A 17,222-nucleotide genomic window follows, 5' to 3' on the forward strand; every position below is an offset into this window, starting at 1 on the left:
GGATCATGCGCGTCGTCGATGCCCGCCTCGCGTCCCGGGTCCTCGAGGGCGCGCGCCGGGGCCTCGTGCTGTCGCTCACCGACGACGAGGGGCGCGTCGGCCTGGGTGAGGCCACGCCGCTCCCCGGCTTCTCACCCGATACGGCCGACGAGGACGAGCGCGCGCTCGCCGAGCTGCCGAGGGCGCTCGGCGCCATCGAGCTGCCGGCCGAGGGCGCGACACCGACGGCCTCGGCGTCCGCGATCCTGCGCGCGCTCGCGCCGCTGTCATCGCGGCTGCGGGATCTCCCGGCGGCGCGCTTCGCCCTGGAGACGGCGCTGCTCGATCTGCTGGGCCAGCGCCTCGGCCTCTCGTTATCGGCGTGCCTCGGCGGACACGGGCGCTACGCCGACGTCCAGGTGAACGGGCTGCTCACGACCTCGGTGGCGCTGCCGGAGATGCTCGAGCGCGCGCGTGCGCTCGCCGCGCGCGGCGTCCGCGCGATCAAGGTGAAGCTCCGCTCGCGCGGGGAGGACGGCTTCGCGCGCGACCTCGAGGCGCTGCGCGCGCTGCGGCGGGAGCATCCGGGCGTCGAGCTCCGGCTCGACGCGAACGCGGCGTGGTCGCTCGACGAGGCGCCCCGCCGGCTCGCGCTCCTCGCGCCGCTCGGCCCGCGCTTCGTCGAGCAGCCGGTCGCGCCCGAGCTCCTCCATCACCTCGGCGCGCGCGAGGTCCCGTGGGCGGCCGACGAGTCGCTCGCGGTCGAGGGCATGCCGGAGCGCCTGCTCGAAGCGGAAGGCTGCGCTGCGTTCATCCTGAAGCCCGCGATGCTCGGCCTGCTGCACGCGCACGCGCTCGGCTGCAGGGCGCAGGCGCGCGGCATCGAGGCCGTGGTGACGCACCTCTTCGACGGGCCCATCGCGCTCGCCGCCTCGTGTGAGCTCGCGCTCGCCTTGCCGCGCGCGCCGCTCGCGTGCGGCCTCGACGCGCACGCCGGCCTGGAGGCGTGGCCCGCGATCCGGATCCCGCAGCTCCGCGAGGGCGGCCTGGTCGCGGCCAGCGATCAGCCCGGCCTCGGCATCCGGCCATGGACGGGCTGAGCCTCCTCGCTGCCGCGCGCGATCCCGCGAGCGCCGCCCGGACAGCGATCGTCCTCGGCGGCGCCGAGGACGACGCGCCGCGCGCGATCGACGTCCCGGCCCTCGGCGTCGGCCCCGGCGGCGTCCTCCGCTTCGACGAGCTGGCGCCCGCGGTCGCGGCCGTATCTGCCCGGCTCTCCCGCGCGGGGATAGGGCAGGGAGCCCGCGTGGCGCTCGTCGCCCCGAACGCGCTCGGGACCGTGGTCGTCATCCACGCGCTGCTCGCGCTCGGCGCCGTCCTCGTCCCGATCCATCCCCGGCTCACGGCCGGCGAGGCGAGCCTCCTGATCGACGACGCGCGCCCCGACCTCGTGCTGCGCGAGCCTGCGCTCGCCGCCCTGCTCGACGACGCCGCGCCGGCGATCGGCGCGCTCCGCGAGCGCGGGGCGCGCGCCGCCGAGGCCGCGCGCGTCCCGCCGCCGGACCCTTCCGGCGATCTGGCGATCGTCTACACCTCGGGCACCACCGGGCGTCCCAAGGGCGCGGTGCTCTCGCGCCGCGCGTTCCTCGCCGCCGCCGAGGGGAGCGCGGCCAACCTCGGCGTGCGCGACGACGATCGCTGGCTGCTCTGCCTTCCGCTCTGCCACGTCGGCGGCCTCTCGATCGTGACCCGCTGCTTGCTCGCGCGCCGCGCTGTCATCCTCGCGCCTCGCTTCGAGCCCGCCTCGGTGCTCGCCTCGATCGTCCGCGACCGCGCGACGCTGCTCTCCGTGGTGCCGACGATGCTGCTCGCGCTGCTGGAGGCCGATCGCGATAACGTCCTCGCGCGGCTCCGCGCGGTGCTCGTCGGCGGCGCGGGCGCTCCGGAGCGGGCGCTCGACGAGTGCGCGCGCCGCGGGGTCCCCGCGCTCACCACGTACGGCCTCACCGAGGCGTGCTCGCAGGTCACCGTGCAGCGCCCGCGCGATCCGCGCGCGACAGAGCCGGGCTCCGGCTCCCCGATCGCCGGCGTCGAGCTCCGCATCGAAGGCGCCGGCAGCGACGGCGTGGGCCGCATCGAGATCCGCGGCCCGGTGCTGTTTCGCGGCTACTACCGCGGCCCCGACCGCGCGCCGGAGCTCTCGGTCGACGGCGCCGGGTGGTTCGTCACCGGCGATCTCGGCGCGCTCGACGCCGCCGGGCGGCTGCACGTCGCGGCGCGCCGCAGCGATCTCATCGTGACCGGCGGAGAGAACGTCTATCCCGCCGAGGTGGAGCAGGTCCTCGCGTCCTGCGAGGGCGTCGCCGGCGCGGTGGTGTTCGGCGTGCCTGACGATCGCTGGGGCCAGGTCGTCGCCGCGGCGATCGTCCCCGAGCAGGCCGCGCCGTGCGAGGCGGGCGGCGCCGCACCCTCGCCCGCATTGCTCGGCGACCTCGCGGCCGTCGTCGCGGCGCGGCTCGCCCCGCACAAACGCCCGCGGCGCCTCTGCGCCGTCGCGGCGCTGCCGCTCACCGCGGCGGGCAAGCTCGATCGCGCCGGCGCGGCGGCGCAGCTCGCGGCAGCGCTCGCCCCGTTCCCACCACGCTAGCGCTCGGCGCGCCGTCCAGCGGCCGTCGCTCGGCGCGGCTAGGCGAGCGCGCTGCGCAGATCGCCCGGGAGCGAGCACGGCGTGAAGCGCGCGCCGTCGATGCACACGTGCACGGTCTGCCCGATGGCGGCGACCCGGCCCGCCGTCGTCACGCGGTAGCCGACCGTGAACGACGTGTCACCGAGCTTCGGCGCGAGCACCTCGACCTCGATGGCGTCACCGAACCGGAGCGGCAGGAGGTAGTCGGCCTCGGCGTGGACGAGCGGCAGCTTGATCGTGCCGCCCGCGATCATCGCAGGAAGGTCGATGCCTCGCTCCTTCAGCGCGATCATGTACGCGTCGCTGAAATACTCGAGGACCCGCGGATAGAAGACGATCCCGGCCGCGTCGACGTCCTGGAAGCGCACGGCGCGGCGCTCCACGGCGAGGCGCGGCGCGGTCTGCTTGAGCTCATCGACGCTGAACGCGCGCTTCATCGCGCCGCAGGGTAGCGCAGAGACGCCGAGCACGTCGCGAGGAGCGCGGTGCTCCGCCGCACCGCGGCGCCCTCCTTCTCCGGCTCTGACGCGGGCGGTCACGTCGGACCGGCGACGCTTCGCCGGGTCCTTCTCCTGTCCCTTTCTGCTCGCCGTCGTCCGTTTCGCAGTCCATGCTCGCCCGCGATGGCTGACCGACGTCCCGGCGGTCTCGGGGCCGGGTCCCGCAGGCTGCGTCGCGCCACCGCGAAGGATCGCGAGCGCCGCGCGATGCGATGCCCCGGGCCCCGAGCGCCGCGCTCCCGCGGCGTGCTCGCGGCGCTCGCTTGCCTCCTGGCGGCGAGCTTCACGGTCGCGTGCGAGTCGGCGCCGGTGTCGACCCCGACGCCGATGCCCTCTCAGAGTCCGCCGGTCGCTGCGCTGCCGCGGCCTGCGTTCGCGGAGACCTCGACGCCGACCGGCCCGGCGCACGCGTCGAACCCGCTCGGCCTCCCGCCGTACCCGATCAAGCTCGAGCCAGGCCGCCGCGTGTTCACCTTCTCGGACCGGATGCTCGCCGGGGCCAAGCTCGGGTCCACGCTCGTGCTGTATGCGGCGACCGTGGTCGGCTTCGACGGCGACGACCTCATCGTCGAGGGGAGGGGTGGACCGTCGTACAAGGTTCACCCGGGCTACGTCATCCCCGTGCCCGACGCGCCCCGCCTCCGGCCCCACGACCCGCTGCTCACGGAGTGGAACGGCGTCATGAAGCACGCCGTCCTCACCCGCTTCGTGAAGGACAAGATCGAGGTCCGCTACACCGACATGGACCCGCGGACCCCGCTCGCGCAGCTCAAGGGCGTTCGCTTCGTCGTGCAGACCGCGGGGCTCGCCCCCGGCAACTTCGCCGCATGGAAGGACGATGACACGTGGCGCCACGTGCTGCTCGTGTCGCGGCTCGGCGGTCCCGCGGCCGAGCCAGGCGCCGTCCTGACGTCGCTCTCCAGCAGCTCCGCACGGTGGTTTGCCCTCGGTTATGGTGGCGCCGCGCTGCTCGCCGACGAGTCGGCGCTCCGTCCGCTCCCCGTCAAGCCGCAGCTGAAGATCGGGGCGAGCGTCTGGGCTGAATGGGTCGGCGCGCTGCGCCCCGCCGTCGTGCAGAGCGCCGAGGAGACAGGCCTGTACACGGTCAAGTTCGAGCGCGCCGGGCGGCCGGCCACGGTCGGCTGGGGGCTGCTCACGCCGCCGCTCGAGCCGTAACCGCACGCCGCCGCAAGAGCGCGTCGCTCGAGCCGTCACCCTGGCCCGCGGAGCGCTCCTGGCCATGGCGAACTTCCGAGGTGGGCGAGCGCCGGATCGCGGATCTCTCCGGCCGCGAAGCGGCGATCCGGAGTCGAGCAACGCCGCTCGCACGCAGCGCCAGTGCGCAAGACGCTACGCGTTTTCGCCCGACATGGAGAGTGGTAAGCGCTGTAGTATGGATCTCAGGAGCGCATGGCTGGCGACGCGCCAGTGGGTCCCTTTCACCCTCAGGACCATGGCGTACGGCACCGTGTCTCTGACGCTGGGCCCCCTCACGCCGCAGCGCTCGGCCAGCCTGTGGGCCATGCGACGCTGGTGTCAGGCGAGCGCGCGAGGGCTCGATATCGAGATCCAGGCGAGCGGACTCGAGAACGTCCCTCCCGGGGTGTTCGTCTACTGCTCCAACCACCAGAGCCTGCTTGACATCCTTGCCCTCGGCGCCGTGCTGCCGGGCGATTTCAAGTGGGCCGCCAAGCGCTCTCTCATGAAGATCCCATTCCTCGGCTGGCACCTCCGGCTCGCGGGTCACGTGCCTGTCGATCGTACGGTCGGCTCCCGCGCCGCGGTCGAGGCGATCTCGCGGTTCGAGGAGGTGCTCAAGAGCGGCAAGCCGCTGCTCGTCTTCCCCGAGGGGACGCGGAGCGAGGACGGCATCCTCCGGCAGTTCAAGAACGGCGGCTTCTATGCAGCCGTCCGCGCCGGCGTGCCCGTGGTGCCGGTCGCCATCGACGGCACGCACCTCCTCATGAAGAAGGGCGCCCTCGACACCGGCGACGGCACCCTTCGGATCGTCCGCGTCCGGATCGGCGCGCCGATCGCCGTGCGCCAGGACGGCCGCGAGGGCGCGCGGGTCAACGACCTGCGCGAGCGCGCCCACGCCGCGGTGAGCGAGCTCCTCCGCTCGATCGGCGGTCGCGTCGAAGCGCCGGCCGGCGCCGCGGCCGCCTCGGAGGCGCCGGCGAGCGGCGCCCGGACCGAGCAGGCGTCCGGCTGACGGGTCGACGCGCCGGCGGGGCGGATCAATCGCAGAGGCTGGGGAGCGCGTCGATCTCGGCGAACAGCTCGTCGTAGCCGTCGATGCGACGGCCACCGTGCGCCTCATCGTCGAACCGGTAGAACACGCGCCGCGCGACCGGCATCACGCCGCCGTTGTCGTAGGCCTCGGCGTCGGTCGCCGTGTTGCCGAAGGCCCACGCGGGCAGCATCTCCCTTCCGTCGAACAGGCGCTCCAGCTCTGCTGTCTTGTACTTCGCGGCGGCGTCGCCCGTCGCGCCTGTCAGGCTCAGCGCGGTGTGCACGATGCCAGGCGGGAAGCCATACGCCTCGAGGAAATCGCGCGTGCGCTGGACGAGCCACTCCGGCCGCGCGGTCAGGTACATCGGGCGATAGCCCTTCGACGTGAGCCGGTGGAACGCCGCCGCGGCGTGCGCGTGCACGCCGGGCAGCTCGCCGAGGAGGAGCGAGGTGAACTCCTCGGTCTCCGTGCCGGTGAGCGTCCCATCGACGTCGCTGACGAACATCGGCGCGCCCCGCGGGACGACCTCGATGAAAAGGTCGGTGCTCGAGAGGTCACCGCGGACGACCAGGTGGACCCGGTGCCGGCCCGGACCGAGCCGCTGTGCCGCGGGGATCTCGAAGTAGACGCGGCCGCCGTCGTCGCTGACGCCCTCGACCGCGCGGTGCGCCGAGTCCGCTTCCGTCGTGGTCGCCGAGCCGAGGCGCTCCCACTCTCCGCCGCAGCCGCGGAGCAGATAGACGTCGACCCGCTCATCCTTCAGGTCCTTGTCCGTGATCCCGTAGGAGAACTTTCCGATGATCCACTGCGGGTCGTCCGGCGTCAGGTAGAGGTCGCGTCCGCGGTGGTTGGGGCTCCCAGCGCCCGCGATGAGGTAGGAAGACGGGTGATTCCACGCGAGCTCCTCGCCCGGATCGGGCGGCGCCGCGTCGCACGCCGGAGGTGGGTTGCAGGAGGCTCCCGGCGCCCCGCCGCCGCCCGAACCGCCGTCCTCGCCGCTCGGCGCGCCGCCGCCGCCATCGCCCTTACCCCCATTCTGGCCCCCGCCGCTGTGCTGGCCGTCGCCATCGCCGCCCCGGCCATCGTCATCGCCTCCCTGGCCACCGCCCCCGCCTCCGTTCGGCGTCCACTCGAGCGTCGCGTCGGCCGAGCCGCAGCCGATCGCGAGCGCTGTTGTCGCCATGACAAGTAGGATCCTGGTCTGCATCGGGCCCGAGTGTGACCGAGTCGCCCCCGTTCGAACAGCGACCTCCGGTCGTCGAGGGCCTCCCGGCGGACCGCGCTCGCCCCTTGCGCGCTGGCCCGACTCCGGGCAATCGTAGCGGCCCCAACGATGCCCAAGCCCGATCCGAAGGTCTTGCTTCGCCACGCCGGTGACTATCTCAAGGCGCACCCCGAGGAGATCGCGAGGGCGCTCCGCGGCGCGCTCCGCCTGCGGTTCGGCGTCCCGATCGATGCGCTGCGCTATCTGGCGCGAGAGCTCAGCGGCGGCAAGCGCGCGCCGAAGGACATCGTGATCGAGGCCGCGCCCCCGGGCCTGCGCCTCGCCCTGACGGTGAAGATCATGGGCGCCCCGATCCGGGCCTCGTTCACGGCCTTCGCCGAGGAGCTCGACGTGCGCGCGGACGCGATCCAGGTCGGCCTGCGGGTCGCCGACCTCAAGCTGCAGGTGATGGGCGACGAGGCCTCGCCGATCGCCGGGCTGATCGGCTCGGGGGCGATCGACCTGAACAAGCCGGGTGATCTCGTCTCCTTCATGCCCAAGCGGCCCGCCGCGCTGATCGACGCGAAGGGGGACAGGATTACCCTGGATCTCCTCAAAATCCCGGCCCTCGGCGGGAATCCGGCGGTCGTGCGGGCGCTGCGCATCTGCGCGCCGGTGCTCGGTGTCCGTGCGCTCAAGACCAAGGATGACCACCTGGACGTGCACCTCAAGGCCACCCCCTCCGGGGTCGCCGCCGCGATCGCCGCGGTGCGCGCGGGCGTCTGAGGCTCTTTCCGGTGGGGGCCGTCGCCCGCTAGACTTCTCCCTGCATGTCTCGGCTCCCCGAGCCCGCGCCGGCTGCGCTCTCGTTCCAGTTCCTTGCCGAGATCGCATCCGGGGCCACCACCCGCGTTGATCTCTGCAGGTCGGCAGGTCCGCACCGGCCTGGGGAGCTGCTCGCCGTCAAGCGGCTGCACCCGCACTTCGCCGAGGATCAGAACGTCTCCACCCGGTTCCTCGACGAGGTGCGCACGACCGCGGCGCTCAAGCACCCGAACGTGGTCGAGGTCGCCGGCTGGGGGACGGACGAGCAGGGGTGGTACTTCGCCGTCGAGCTCGTGCAGGGCGTGAGCCTCGCGCGGCTCATGAAGACCGTCTTCGACACCGGCGAGATGTTCTCCGAGCGGCTCGTCGTCCACGTCGGCGCGACGCTCTGCCGCGGGCTCAGCGCGGCGCACGAGCTCCGCTCGCCTTCCGGCGCGCTGCTCAACCTCGTGCACCGCGATCTGACGCCGGGCAACGTGCTCGTCGGGTTCCAGGGCGAGGTGAAGATCGCCGATTTCGGGCTCGCCAAATCGTCGCTCCGCGTGATGACGACGGCCGTCGGGGCGCGCCGGCGCGTGACGACGTACATGGCGCCGGAGCAGGCCCGCGGGGGCGCCGCCGACAGGCGCTCCGACCTGTTCTCGCTCGGCGTCGTGCTGTTCGAGCTCTTCACCGGCAAGCACCCGTGGCCGTCGACGAGCGACTACGAGCTCCTGCGGAGCATGTCGACGCAGCCGGCGGCCGACCTGCGGGAGCTCCGACCGAAGATCGACAAGGAGCTCGTGTCGATCGTGATGCGCTGTCTCGAGAGGGACCCGCCGTCGCGCTTCCAGAGCGCGGACGAGATCCTCGCTCGGCTGGAGGGGTGGCTGCACAGCCACGGGTACCACGAGGGGAACGAGGAGGCGCTCGGGCGCTTCGTGCGGCGCAACGCGATGAGGCAGATGCGCTGGTTCGAGCGCGCCGTCACCGGCGGCTTCGCCGGGGTCGCCAAGGCGCCGCGCCCCTCGCTCTCGACAGCCGAGGCGATCCCGCGCCGGCCTTCGGCCGATCCGCGGGGCAGGGGGGCGAACACCCCCGGTCGGCCCCGCGGCGGCGGGGGCGCGCGCGCTCAGAGCGACGACGCGACCGACATCGAGGCGCGCCGCGGGACGCTGTCCCGGTCGCCGACCGGCCTCACGCCGCGCGAGGCGGACGCCGCGGACGACGACCTCGACCGGCGCGGACCGATGGCCTCCGAGATGGCCGACGAGGCGACGGTCGTCGTCGGCAGCAACGGCAGGGTGCGCGCAGACCCCGGGTCCTCCAGCTCGGGCGGAGCACGGCGCCGCAGCAGCCTGCCCTCGTACGGATCCATCACCGATCGGGACAGCGAGCCGCTGCCGGTGTCGGGAAACGAGCTGCGCGCGACGTCGGGGAACGAGGCGACGCCCTCGATCTCTGCCGTGGGCGTGTTCTCCGTGGATCACGACGCAGACACACCGCTCACGGCGCAGGGCGCGCCGGGAGTGGCGAGGCCGCTGCACGCGGAGGTCGACCGCCTCACGACCGAGGCGCTCCGGCTCCGCGAGGAGGCCCGCTTCGCGGTCGCCCACGCCGAGCGCAAGCTGGCGCTGTCCAAGGTGGCTGCTCACCTCTCCGAGATGGCCACCGAGGCGCTGCGCCTCTCCGCGAGCGCCGCCCCGGAGCGCGCGTCGCTCCGCCTCGACGAGGCGCTCGCGCTCGAGCGGGCGATGCACAAGGTGATGTCCGCGCCGCTCACGCTCGCGCCCGAGATGACGGCGCTGCCTGTCGCGTGGGGCAACGAGCAGCGGGCCATCCTCGCCCAGCTCGGCCTCGAGCACCTGGCGTCACCGGCCGCGTCGAGGCCCTCGGATTTCGGTGCGCCCCCGCATCGGCTCACGCCGGCGCCCGGGGACGCGAGCGCGGCCCAGCATCGGCTCACGCCGGCGCCCGGGGATGCGGGCGCGGCCCAGCCGTTCATGGGCGCCGACCCCGCGAGGCGTGACGCGGCAGGCGTGCCATACGCCGCGCTCGCCGTCCGGGGCGACGCTGCGGGCGACGCGATCGGCCCGCCCACGGCCGCGGACGCCGTCGCGTTTCAGGCCAGCCTCCGGCCGATGCTCCTCGGCGTGCCGCGCGCGCTCGCGCTCGCCGTCGCGGCGGCGGCCTTCATGGCGTTCGTCTTGCTGGCCTGGTTCTATTCCTGAAGCGCCGCTGCGCGCGCTGGCGGGGAGCGCGCGAGCGCGCCCGACGCGCCGAGACGTCGCTTGATCCCGGCGGGGCACGGCGGCTACCGTCCTTGGATCATGAGCGAGCAAAGCGACTGGGTGCTGATCGGCCTGGATGAGACCACGGCGCGCCGGCAGGGGATCCCCGCGCGCATGCCGGTGCCTCGGGGGGAGTTCGAGGGGCTGGCTGACAAGGGGCTCAGCATCGACGCCGCCCGCAAGTGGATCAAAGACTTCCTCACGAACTCCGAGCCCGGCAAGAGCGGCGTCTGGCGCAAGCAGAACAGCACGCTCGTCTCGCAGTTCGAGGCGTTCCTCGACAAGGCTCCGGTCTGGGAGCGCGCGCAGAAGGCGTTCGGCGAGCGCGATTACGAGAAGGCGATCTCGGCGCTCAAGCGCATCATCACGATGGATCCGGACGATCACGCCGCGCGGCTGAACCTCGCCTCGGCCCAGGCGAACATGGGCGATCACCCCGCGGCGCTGAAGAGCTTCCAGTCGATCCGAAAGACGTTCCAGGGGGACGCCGACTACCACGTGGCGGTCGGGCAAGTGCACCTGGCGATGCAGAAGAAGGACGCCGCCCTCGATGAGATGGTGCTCGCGCTCGAGGCGAAGCCCGACTGCCAGCCGGCGCTGGACGCGATGGTCCAGCTCGGGGTCCTCCTGCCGATCTACGAGAACCCGCGCGACGCGGCCTCGCTCGTCTACGTGCGCTCCGACGCGGTGCTCGAGTACCTCGCGGGCCAGTGGGACGCGGCGCCCCGCGACGGCGCCTTCTATCTCGAGCAGCTCGCCTACCACGAGCGCGAGCTCCGCCACGACGTCGCGCTGGCTGCAGCGGAGCGCGCCGTCGCCGCCTCGGGCGAAGGGGCGAGCCGCGAGCGCGCGCACCTCGCGCGGATCGCCGCGCTCCGCTCGCTCGGGCGCACCGACGAGGCGCTCGCCGCGGCCGAGGCCTTCGTCGCGACGGCGCCGTCCTCGTCGGGCGCCTGGGTCGAGCTCGCCAAGTGCCTGTCCCAGGCGGGCCGCGGAGCGGAGGTGCCCGCCGCGGTCGAGCGCGCGCTGGAGAGCGACCCAGGCGACCTCGCGGCGCTCTCGCTCCGCTTCTGGCCGAGCGATCCCGCGGACATCCAGAAGGTCAACGAGGCGATCCCCGCGCTCGCCGCCTTCGTCGCGGCTCACCCCGAGAGCGCCGGCGCGCGCCGCTCGCTCGCCCGCGCCGAGCTGGTCGCAGGTCGGATCGACGACGCGCTCGCGGGCTTCGCGGCGGCCGTCGCGCTCGCGCCCGGGGACGACGACCTCCGGGCCGAGTACTGGACCGAGCTCGGGAAGCAGCAGCGGTACCCGGACATCATCGCCGACGCCGCGAAGCTCTCGGACCTCGCGAAGCGCGACTGGAAGCTGCGGTGGAACGAGGCCGAGGCGTACGCCGCGCTCGGCAAGAACATCGAGGCGCGGGCGGCGTTCTCGGCCATCAACTTCGACGAGTCGCTGCACGTCGACGTGCGCCGCAGGGCCAAGCGCGCCGTCAAGACGATGGATGAGACGCCGCCCGTCGCGCCGTGACGCCGGGCCGCGGGCGGCGCGCGCTCAGAGCGAGCCGGAGACGCCGAGCCCGACGGTGTCGCCCGTGACGATCGGCTTCACGGACAGGGCGACGTCGTTGCGGACGAGCTTCTTCTCCGGCGCGGCGAGGCCGCCGATGAACATCGCGGCCCCGGCGACCTGAGCCAGCCCGTCGACCATGAGGACGAAGACGCCGCCGCCCTTCGCATCGGCGGTGCCGACGGTGATGAAGGGGCCGGCGAGCGGGATGTAGAGCGGGAGGTAGCTCTCGCCGCTGCCGCCGCTCGCCCTGTCAGCGCTCTCCGCCACGAGCCCGACCATCGCCGAGAGGATGTAGGTGACGCCGAACGTCACGGCGCCGCCGATGACCAGGCCGCGGCGCGCCCTCTCCTCGACGCGGTAACCCTCCGGGACGGCCTGCCCTTCCTCGTAGTTCATGATCCTCGGGCCAACCGGATACGAGCCGGAAGGCGAGGCGTATCCCGGAGGCGGGGCGTATCCCGGGGGCGGAGCGTATCCCGGAGGCGGGGCGTATCCCGGGGGCGGGGCGTATCCCGGAGGCGGGGCGTATCCCGGAGGCGGGTAGTAGCCGGGCTGCTGCCCGTACGGGGCAGGCGCGCCGTACGGAGCGGGGGCCCCGTGGGGCGCGGGCTGCGGCTCGGCGCCTGCGCGCGGCGAGGACGCAGGAGGCGCCTGCGCGAAGGCGGAGGGGGCGCTGAGCAGGAGTGCGGCGAGGGGTGCTGCGCAGGCGAGGAGCGCTCGCCACGGGTGCGTCGAGGCGCCCTGTCCGGGATGGGTCGTCATGGTCAATGACGCTAACGCAGCTCCGTCGCCAAGGTCCAGACGAGCGCAGCACGCCGGCGGGCGGCGTGTGTGCTCTCGGGCGGCGGCTATGCGCGCGTGCGCGCGGGCTCCATCGGCTGGTGCCTCCTCACGGCGCCACCGTCCATGCGCGCCTCGATCGCCGGCGCGTGGTGGTCCTCCAGGAGCGGCGGGATCTCGCCCGTGATCAACCGCGAGGCGCGCTCGTAGGTCACGTAGGACAGGGCCCACGAGAACAGCACCAGGAAGCGGTTACGGAAGCCGATCAGGAAGAGGATATGCACGAACAGCCACGCGAGCCACGCCAGGAACCCGGAGAGCTTCAGCTTGCCGAAGTCGGCGACCGCCGCGGCGCGCCCGATCGTCGCCAGGGATCCCCGGTCGTTGTACCGGAACGGCAGCCGCGGCAGCCCCCGCAGGGTGCGCGCGATGCAGCGCGCGGCGTGGCGCCCTCCCTGGATCGCCGCGGGCGCCACGCCGGGCACGGGCGTCCCGTCCTCCTGCTTCAGCGACGCGAGGTCGCCGATGACGTAGATGTCCTCGTGACCCGGCACCGTCAGGTCCGGCGCCACCAGCACGCGCCCTGCCCGGTCGAGCGGCGCTCCGAGGGTGCGGGCGAGGGCGGACGCCGCCACGCCGGCCCCCCAGAGCACGGTCCTGGCTTCGATCCGCTTGTCGCCGATCGAGACCCCCTCCTCGTCGATGTCGGTGACGCGGCAGTTCGTCCGCACCTCCACGTTGAGCGAGACCAGCTGCTGTCGCGCCTTCTCGCCGAGCTCCGGCACGTACGACGGCAGCACCTGCCCGGCCCCTTCCAGCAGGAGGATGCGGGCCTTGCTCGGATCGATGCGCCGGAACTCGCGCACGAGCGTGTGCCTCGCGAGCTCCGAGAGGGCGCCGGCGAGCTCGACGCCCGTCGGGCCCGCGCCCACCACCACGAACGTCATCCAGGCGCTCCGCCGCGCCGGATCCGGCTCGCGCTCGGCCGCCTCGAAGGCGAGGAGGACGCGCCGGCGAATCTCGAGCGCGTCCTCGACGGTCTTGAGCCCGGGCGCGACGGCCGCCCACGCGTCGTTCCCGAAGTACGAATGCGACGCCCCCGCCGCGATGATCAGCTTGTCGTAGCCGAGCTCGCCGTCCTCGAAGATCACCCGCTTCTGGACGGGATCGATCGCCTTCACCTCGGCGAGGATCACGCTCGTGTTCTTCTGCTTGCGCAGCACGTGGCGGATGGGCGTGGCGATGTCGCTCGCGCTCAGGCCCGCCGTCGCGACCTGATACAGGAGGGGCTGGAACGTGTGATGGTTGTGCCGGTCGATCACGGTCACCCGTACCGGCTCGCGCCGGAGCGCCCGCGCCGCGTAGAGGCCGCCGAAGCCGGCACCGATGATGACGACGTGCTCCATGCCGTGGCCCTGGTTCCCGTACGCCACCGCAGCAAGAGCCGGAGCCGCAGATCTCCCGCTTTGACCCTGGACGTGCAGGGGGGCGCCCTCGCTCGTTCGCGGGATGGAGGCCGCGAGACGGCCGCTCGTGATCCCCGTCGTCCCTCTCTCGTCCCCCTCTCGTCGGCGTCGCCGTCCGTTCGTCGGGCAGCGCCGGCGTCAGGCGCCCCAGGCGGTGCGCGGCAGGGACCGGCCGATCGCCACCGGCCCGGCTAAGCCGTCTTGCCCTGGGCGATCCACTTGTTCATGAAGACCGCGCTGACCTCCCACCCTTGCCGCAGCTCTTTCTCGGCGCTGCTCTCGAGCATGCCGCCGACACCGAACACCTTCGCTTCGATCGTGATCTCGGCGATCCGACGCACCTTGTTGTCGCCGATGGCCTCGGCGCGCACCACGCCCTCGTTGCGCATCTTGTCGGCCAGCGTGCTTGGCGTCAGCTTGAAGGTCCACACGTTCGTCGCCTTGTTCAGCTTGCCCTCTTCGGTGTAGCGGAACCCGGAGCCGAGCAGCTTCTCGACGGGGCCGGGCAAATTCATCTTCGGCTTCCCGGCCGACCTCCGGATGATCTCCGTCGCCGTCTCGACCTGCTCCGTGATCGTGAACTCGGGGAAACCGAGCTCCTTCCTGTAGAGCTCCTCGTTGAAAGTCTTGTCCAGGAACAGCTTCCAGAACGTCTCGAGGTTGCAGTTGATCTCGTGCGTGAGGGTGAACTTGCCCATGGGATCGTTCCTTTGCGGTGCGCGGGGTCGATGACGTCCAGCCCCGCGTTTACCGCAGCCCGTACGTGGCGTCCATGTCTCGACCAGGACCGCTGAACACGGGATCTGCGCTGGCGACGCGTCCGTCTGCGTTGCGCGCGCCACCGGCGCTGTGCACGGTTGCGTACGCGCGTTCCGGGCGATGCGGGCGCTGGCGGCGCGCTTCCAGCGCTTCTGCGTCCGTGCGATCATGACGCTGTGACGTGCATCCTCGTCATCGACGACGACGCCGCGATCCGAGCCATGTTTGCGCGTTCGCTCCGTACGCTGGGCGACGTCGAGGAGGCGAACGGCGGGGCGCCGGCGCTGCGCCGGCTCTCCGCGCGCAAGTTCGATCTCGTGGTGCTCGATCTGCACATGCCGCTGATCGACGGCTTCAGCGTGCTCGAGTCGCTCTCGGCCAAGGGAGCGCTGAACCGCGACACGCCCGTCTTCGTCGTGACGGCCGACGAGTCGCAGCAGGCGCGCATCCGCGCGCTGCGACGGCACGCGATCTTCCTGCTCTCGAAGCCGGTGAACCTCGCCATGCTGGTGTCGCTCGCGGAGTCGTCGCTGAAGAAAGCTGCGGCCCGCGCCACCCCGCCCCCGCCGCCCGACGAGGCGCAGCCGGAGAAGCCGAAGGAGGACTGAGCGCGACGCGCCGGCCGCGCGGGCTGCGGGGGAGGCGGCCGCGCCCGGTCCGAAGGCGCTACCGCGGCGCCAGGTCGAGGGGGGGCGCGGCGGGGCGCGGCCGAGGCGGCGCCGGGCCGGGGACGGGCCCGCGCGGCAGCGTGGAGACGGGCGGAGTCGCCGGCAGTCCGGGCTGGCTCGCGGGCCGAGGCGGAGGCCACCCGGTGACGGACGGCGTGGGCAGGGGCCCTGGGACGCGCGGCGCCGGGGTGACCGAGGAGCCCGGGTACGGCGCCCCCGGCGCGGGGGCGGCGCTGGGGACGTACGCCGGCTGCCCGCTCGGGAGAGGGGGGGCTGCATCGGCGGGCACCGCGGCATCCGCGGCCGCGTCGGCCGGCGCGGCCGATGCGGCCGCGTCGGCGATCAGCTCGGCTGCGGCTGCATCGGTCGGGGCTGCGGCGTCCGCGACGGCGTCGCTCGCGACCGTCGACGCCGTCGCTGCCGCGTCCGGCGTCGCCGCGGCATCGGCGCCGGCATCGGGCGCTTGCACCGTCGGCGCGGACGCGCTGGGGCTGGCGGAAGGCACCACCACACCGCCGAGCGGCATGCGGCCGGAACGCGCGAGCAGCAGGAGCGCAACGGCCGCGACCACGCCCAGGACGATCAGCGCGAGCAACGCCACGCGGACGAAGGACCCCTTCGCGGGCGGGGACGCGCGCCGCTCGGGCGCGGACGCGACAGCGCTCCCGGGGCCGCTCGCGTGCGCCGCCGGACCGACGTAAGCCGCCGGCCCCGGGGGCACCGGCGGCCCCACCTGCAGCGGCGGCGGGAGCAGCGGCAGCGGCGAAAGCCCCGCCGGGAAATCGAGCGGCGAGCCCGCGCCGTCCGGGTTCGACTTGCGGGTCGCATCCGGGGTCGATTTGCGCGTCGCGTCCGGGTTCGACTTGCGCATCGGGTCGGCGTTCGCGCGGCGCGGGCTCGTCGGCGCCGGCATGCGCGAGCTGGCCGGCCCCGACATGCGCGAGCTTGCCGGTCCCGACATGCGCGAGCTCGCGGGCCCTGACATGCGCGAGCTCGCGGGCCCCGACATGCGCGAGCTCGCGGGGCCTGCCGGGGACGAGGGCGGCGCCGCGTCGGCCGCGCCCCCGCCCTCCGTCGACTCCGGGCCGTCCTGCAGGATCGGCAGCATGGAGATGCGCCGCAGCATCACCTCGGTCGCGTCCTCGGGGCGCGAGGCCTGCGGCTTCTGAGGGTGGGCGCGCTCGGCGAGGATCCGGTCGAGCTCGTCGAGCGCCTGATCGATCCGCTCCTTGCGCGCCTCGGCGACCCCGGGGAGCAGATCGCGGACGAGCTGGCCCACCTGTTTGTCGGTGTAGCTCTCGCGGACCGCGGCGCTCACCTGCTCGAGATCGCGGCGCAGCTCCGCGGCCGTCTGGTACCGCTCGTTCGGGTTCTTGGCGAGCGCGCGCATGATGATGCGGTCGAGCTCCGGGTGGACCTCGGGCATGATCTCGCGCGGCGGCTGCGGGTTGCGGTTGGCGATCTGCTGCATCGCCTCCAGCGGGCCCTTGCCGCGGAACGGCGTGTGGCCCGTCACCAGCAGGTAGAGCAGCACGCCCATCGAGAAGAGATCGCTGCGGCGGTCGAGCGCCCCGCCCATGACCTGCTCGGGCGAGAAATACCCCGTCTTGCCCTTGATCGCGCCGACGCGGCTGGTCTGCGCGCGCGCCCGCGTCTTCGCGACGCCGAAGTCGACGACCTTGACCATACCGTCGAACGTCACCATCACGTTCTCCGGCGTGACGTCGCGGTGGATCAGGTTGAGGAGCTCGCCCGTGTCGTCGCGGACCTCGTGCGCCGCGTGCAGCCCGGCGCACGCGTCGATCATCACGTGGAGCACCCAGCCGAGCGGCAGGAGCGCGCGCTTCGCCTTCTGGTTCGAGAAGATCTTCGCGATCGGGGCGCCGTCGATCCACTCCATCGCGAGGTACGGCCGATCGCGGACCTCGCCGTACGCGAGGATGTGCACGACGTTCGGGTGGAGGATCCGCGACGCGGTGCACGCCTCGTCGAGGAACATCGCCCGCGCGTCGTCATCCCCGCGCATCGCGTCCGACAGCAGCTTGACGGCGACGATCTGGACGGAGCCGTTGGGCCGCCTGAGCCGCGCAGCCCACACGGCGGCCATGCCGCCCACGGCTGCAGGGAACAGCAGCTCATAGGGGCCGATCGTATCGCCCGGCTGGAAGTTCCCCGGGTCGTCGTCGTTCCAATCACTCCACGGATCTTTGGCCACGCGCTCCCCCACCATGTCGGAAGACGTGCAGCGCGACAAGACCTGGCGCTCGGCCACGTCTTCCC

General features: G+C 73.3%; 14 protein-coding genes. 8 read left to right on the plus strand and 6 right to left on the minus strand.

Features of this window, described 5'->3' with window-relative positions:
* Nucleotides 1–5 precede the first annotated feature (5 nt).
* Both WME97_RS16515 and WME97_RS16520 read left to right on the plus strand, forming a co-directional pair.
* The gene (locus tag WME97_RS16515) at nucleotides 6–1,079 is read left to right on the plus strand and encodes a mandelate racemase/muconate lactonizing enzyme family protein (protein WP_437552866.1); all 1,074 of its coding nucleotides are present in this window, start codon (nucleotides 6–8) and stop codon (nucleotides 1,077–1,079) included.
* Nucleotides 1,067–2,626 carry an AMP-binding protein gene (locus WME97_RS16520; RefSeq protein WP_437552867.1) on the plus strand — a complete coding sequence of 520 codons (1,560 nt, stop codon included), beginning with the start codon at nucleotides 1,067–1,069 and terminating at the stop codon, nucleotides 2,624–2,626. Before WME97_RS16515 ends, WME97_RS16520 begins: the two co-directional genes overlap by 13 nt.
* Before the next feature lie 38 nt (nucleotides 2,627–2,664).
* On the opposite strand, the gene WME97_RS16525 is transcribed toward WME97_RS16520, so the two are convergent.
* Entirely contained in the window at nucleotides 2,665–3,102 is a 438-nt protein-coding gene (locus WME97_RS16525) for an acyl-CoA thioesterase (RefSeq protein WP_437552868.1), read from the minus strand.
* A 270-nt stretch (nucleotides 3,103–3,372) separates the two neighbouring features.
* On the opposite strand from WME97_RS16525, the gene WME97_RS16530 reads away from it, so the two are divergent.
* Both WME97_RS16530 and WME97_RS16535 read left to right on the plus strand, forming a co-directional pair.
* Nucleotides 3,373–4,341, plus strand: coding sequence for a hypothetical protein (locus WME97_RS16530; protein WP_437552869.1), 969 nt, complete (start codon nucleotides 3,373–3,375; stop codon nucleotides 4,339–4,341).
* 217 nt (nucleotides 4,342–4,558) lie between these two features.
* A complete protein-coding gene (locus tag WME97_RS16535) occupies nucleotides 4,559–5,377 on the plus strand; it encodes a lysophospholipid acyltransferase family protein (protein WP_437552870.1) in 819 nt (272 codons plus the stop codon).
* A 25-nt stretch (nucleotides 5,378–5,402) separates the two neighbouring features.
* On the opposite strand, the gene WME97_RS16540 is transcribed toward WME97_RS16535, so the two are convergent.
* Nucleotides 5,403–6,581, minus strand: a complete 1,179-nt coding sequence (locus WME97_RS16540) for a lipin/Ned1/Smp2 family protein (RefSeq protein WP_437552871.1) — start codon at nucleotides 6,579–6,581, stop codon at nucleotides 5,403–5,405.
* 150 nt (nucleotides 6,582–6,731) lie between these two features.
* Here WME97_RS16540 and WME97_RS16545 point away from each other — a divergent pair, with 150 nt between their 5' ends.
* The 3 genes from WME97_RS16545 to WME97_RS16555 all read left to right on the plus strand — a co-directional run bounded on the left by WME97_RS16545 (nucleotide 6,732) and on the right by WME97_RS16555 (nucleotide 11,227).
* Nucleotides 6,732–7,388, plus strand: a complete 657-nt coding sequence (locus WME97_RS16545; protein WP_437552872.1) for a hypothetical protein — start codon at nucleotides 6,732–6,734, stop codon at nucleotides 7,386–7,388.
* 44 nt (nucleotides 7,389–7,432) lie between these two features.
* On the plus strand, nucleotides 7,433–9,637 hold the full coding sequence (locus WME97_RS16550) for a protein kinase domain-containing protein (protein ID WP_437552873.1): 2,205 nt from the start codon (nucleotides 7,433–7,435) through the stop codon (nucleotides 9,635–9,637).
* A 99-nt stretch (nucleotides 9,638–9,736) separates the two neighbouring features.
* A complete protein-coding gene (locus WME97_RS16555; protein ID WP_437552874.1) occupies nucleotides 9,737–11,227 on the plus strand; it encodes a tetratricopeptide repeat protein in 1,491 nt (496 codons plus the stop codon).
* Nucleotides 11,228–11,251: 24 nt separating this feature from the next.
* Here the strand turns inward: WME97_RS16555 and WME97_RS16560 are convergent, their stop codons facing one another.
* The 3 genes from WME97_RS16560 to WME97_RS16570 form a co-directional block, all read right to left on the minus strand.
* Nucleotides 11,252–12,031, minus strand: coding sequence for a hypothetical protein (locus WME97_RS16560; RefSeq protein ID WP_437552875.1), 780 nt, complete (start codon nucleotides 12,029–12,031; stop codon nucleotides 11,252–11,254).
* An 86-nt stretch (nucleotides 12,032–12,117) separates the two neighbouring features.
* Nucleotides 12,118–13,455 (minus strand): NAD(P)/FAD-dependent oxidoreductase, encoded by a 1,338-nt coding sequence (locus WME97_RS16565; RefSeq protein WP_437552876.1) that lies wholly within the window; start codon nucleotides 13,453–13,455, stop codon nucleotides 12,118–12,120.
* Between the two features lie 251 nt (nucleotides 13,456–13,706).
* Complete coding sequence (locus WME97_RS16570) at nucleotides 13,707–14,213, minus strand: DUF2505 domain-containing protein (protein WP_437552877.1); 507 nt, start codon at nucleotides 14,211–14,213, stop codon at nucleotides 13,707–13,709.
* A 237-nt stretch (nucleotides 14,214–14,450) separates the two neighbouring features.
* Here WME97_RS16570 and WME97_RS16575 point away from each other — a divergent pair, with 237 nt between their 5' ends.
* A complete protein-coding gene (locus tag WME97_RS16575; RefSeq protein ID WP_437552878.1) occupies nucleotides 14,451–14,882 on the plus strand; it encodes a response regulator in 432 nt (143 codons plus the stop codon).
* A gap of 58 nt (nucleotides 14,883–14,940) precedes the next feature.
* On the opposite strand, the gene WME97_RS16580 is transcribed toward WME97_RS16575, so the two are convergent.
* Nucleotides 14,941–17,157, minus strand: coding sequence for a protein kinase domain-containing protein (locus WME97_RS16580; protein ID WP_437552879.1), 2,217 nt, complete (start codon nucleotides 17,155–17,157; stop codon nucleotides 14,941–14,943).
* Nucleotides 17,158–17,222 lie beyond the last annotated feature (65 nt).

Source organism: Sorangium sp. So ce367, assembly GCF_051520455.1.
GTDB lineage: Bacteria > Myxococcota_A > Polyangia > Polyangiales > Polyangiaceae > Sorangium > Sorangium cellulosum_B.

What these genes read in the sequence shown, in the direction of transcription:
- WME97_RS16515 (WP_437552866.1), top strand. Translation starts at nt 6, where the DNA reads ATGCGCGTCGTCGATGCCCGCCTCGCGTCCCGGGTCCTCGAGGGCGCG.
- WME97_RS16520 (WP_437552867.1), top strand. Translation starts at nt 1,067, where the DNA reads ATGGACGGGCTGAGCCTCCTCGCTGCCGCGCGCGATCCCGCGAGCGCC.
- WME97_RS16525 (WP_437552868.1), bottom strand. Translation starts at nt 3,102, where the DNA reads ATGAAGCGCGCGTTCAGCGTCGATGAGCTCAAGCAGACCGCGCCGCGC.
- WME97_RS16530 (WP_437552869.1), top strand. Translation starts at nt 3,373, where the DNA reads ATGCGATGCCCCGGGCCCCGAGCGCCGCGCTCCCGCGGCGTGCTCGCG.
- WME97_RS16535 (WP_437552870.1), top strand. Translation starts at nt 4,559, where the DNA reads ATGGATCTCAGGAGCGCATGGCTGGCGACGCGCCAGTGGGTCCCTTTC.
- WME97_RS16540 (WP_437552871.1), bottom strand. Translation starts at nt 6,581, where the DNA reads ATGGCGACAACAGCGCTCGCGATCGGCTGCGGCTCGGCCGACGCGACG.
- WME97_RS16545 (WP_437552872.1), top strand. Translation starts at nt 6,732, where the DNA reads ATGCCCAAGCCCGATCCGAAGGTCTTGCTTCGCCACGCCGGTGACTAT.
- WME97_RS16550 (WP_437552873.1), top strand. Translation starts at nt 7,433, where the DNA reads ATGTCTCGGCTCCCCGAGCCCGCGCCGGCTGCGCTCTCGTTCCAGTTC.
- WME97_RS16555 (WP_437552874.1), top strand. Translation starts at nt 9,737, where the DNA reads ATGAGCGAGCAAAGCGACTGGGTGCTGATCGGCCTGGATGAGACCACG.
- WME97_RS16560 (WP_437552875.1), bottom strand. Translation starts at nt 12,031, where the DNA reads ATGACGACCCATCCCGGACAGGGCGCCTCGACGCACCCGTGGCGAGCG.
- WME97_RS16565 (WP_437552876.1), bottom strand. Translation starts at nt 13,455, where the DNA reads ATGGAGCACGTCGTCATCATCGGTGCCGGCTTCGGCGGCCTCTACGCG.
- WME97_RS16570 (WP_437552877.1), bottom strand. Translation starts at nt 14,213, where the DNA reads ATGGGCAAGTTCACCCTCACGCACGAGATCAACTGCAACCTCGAGACG.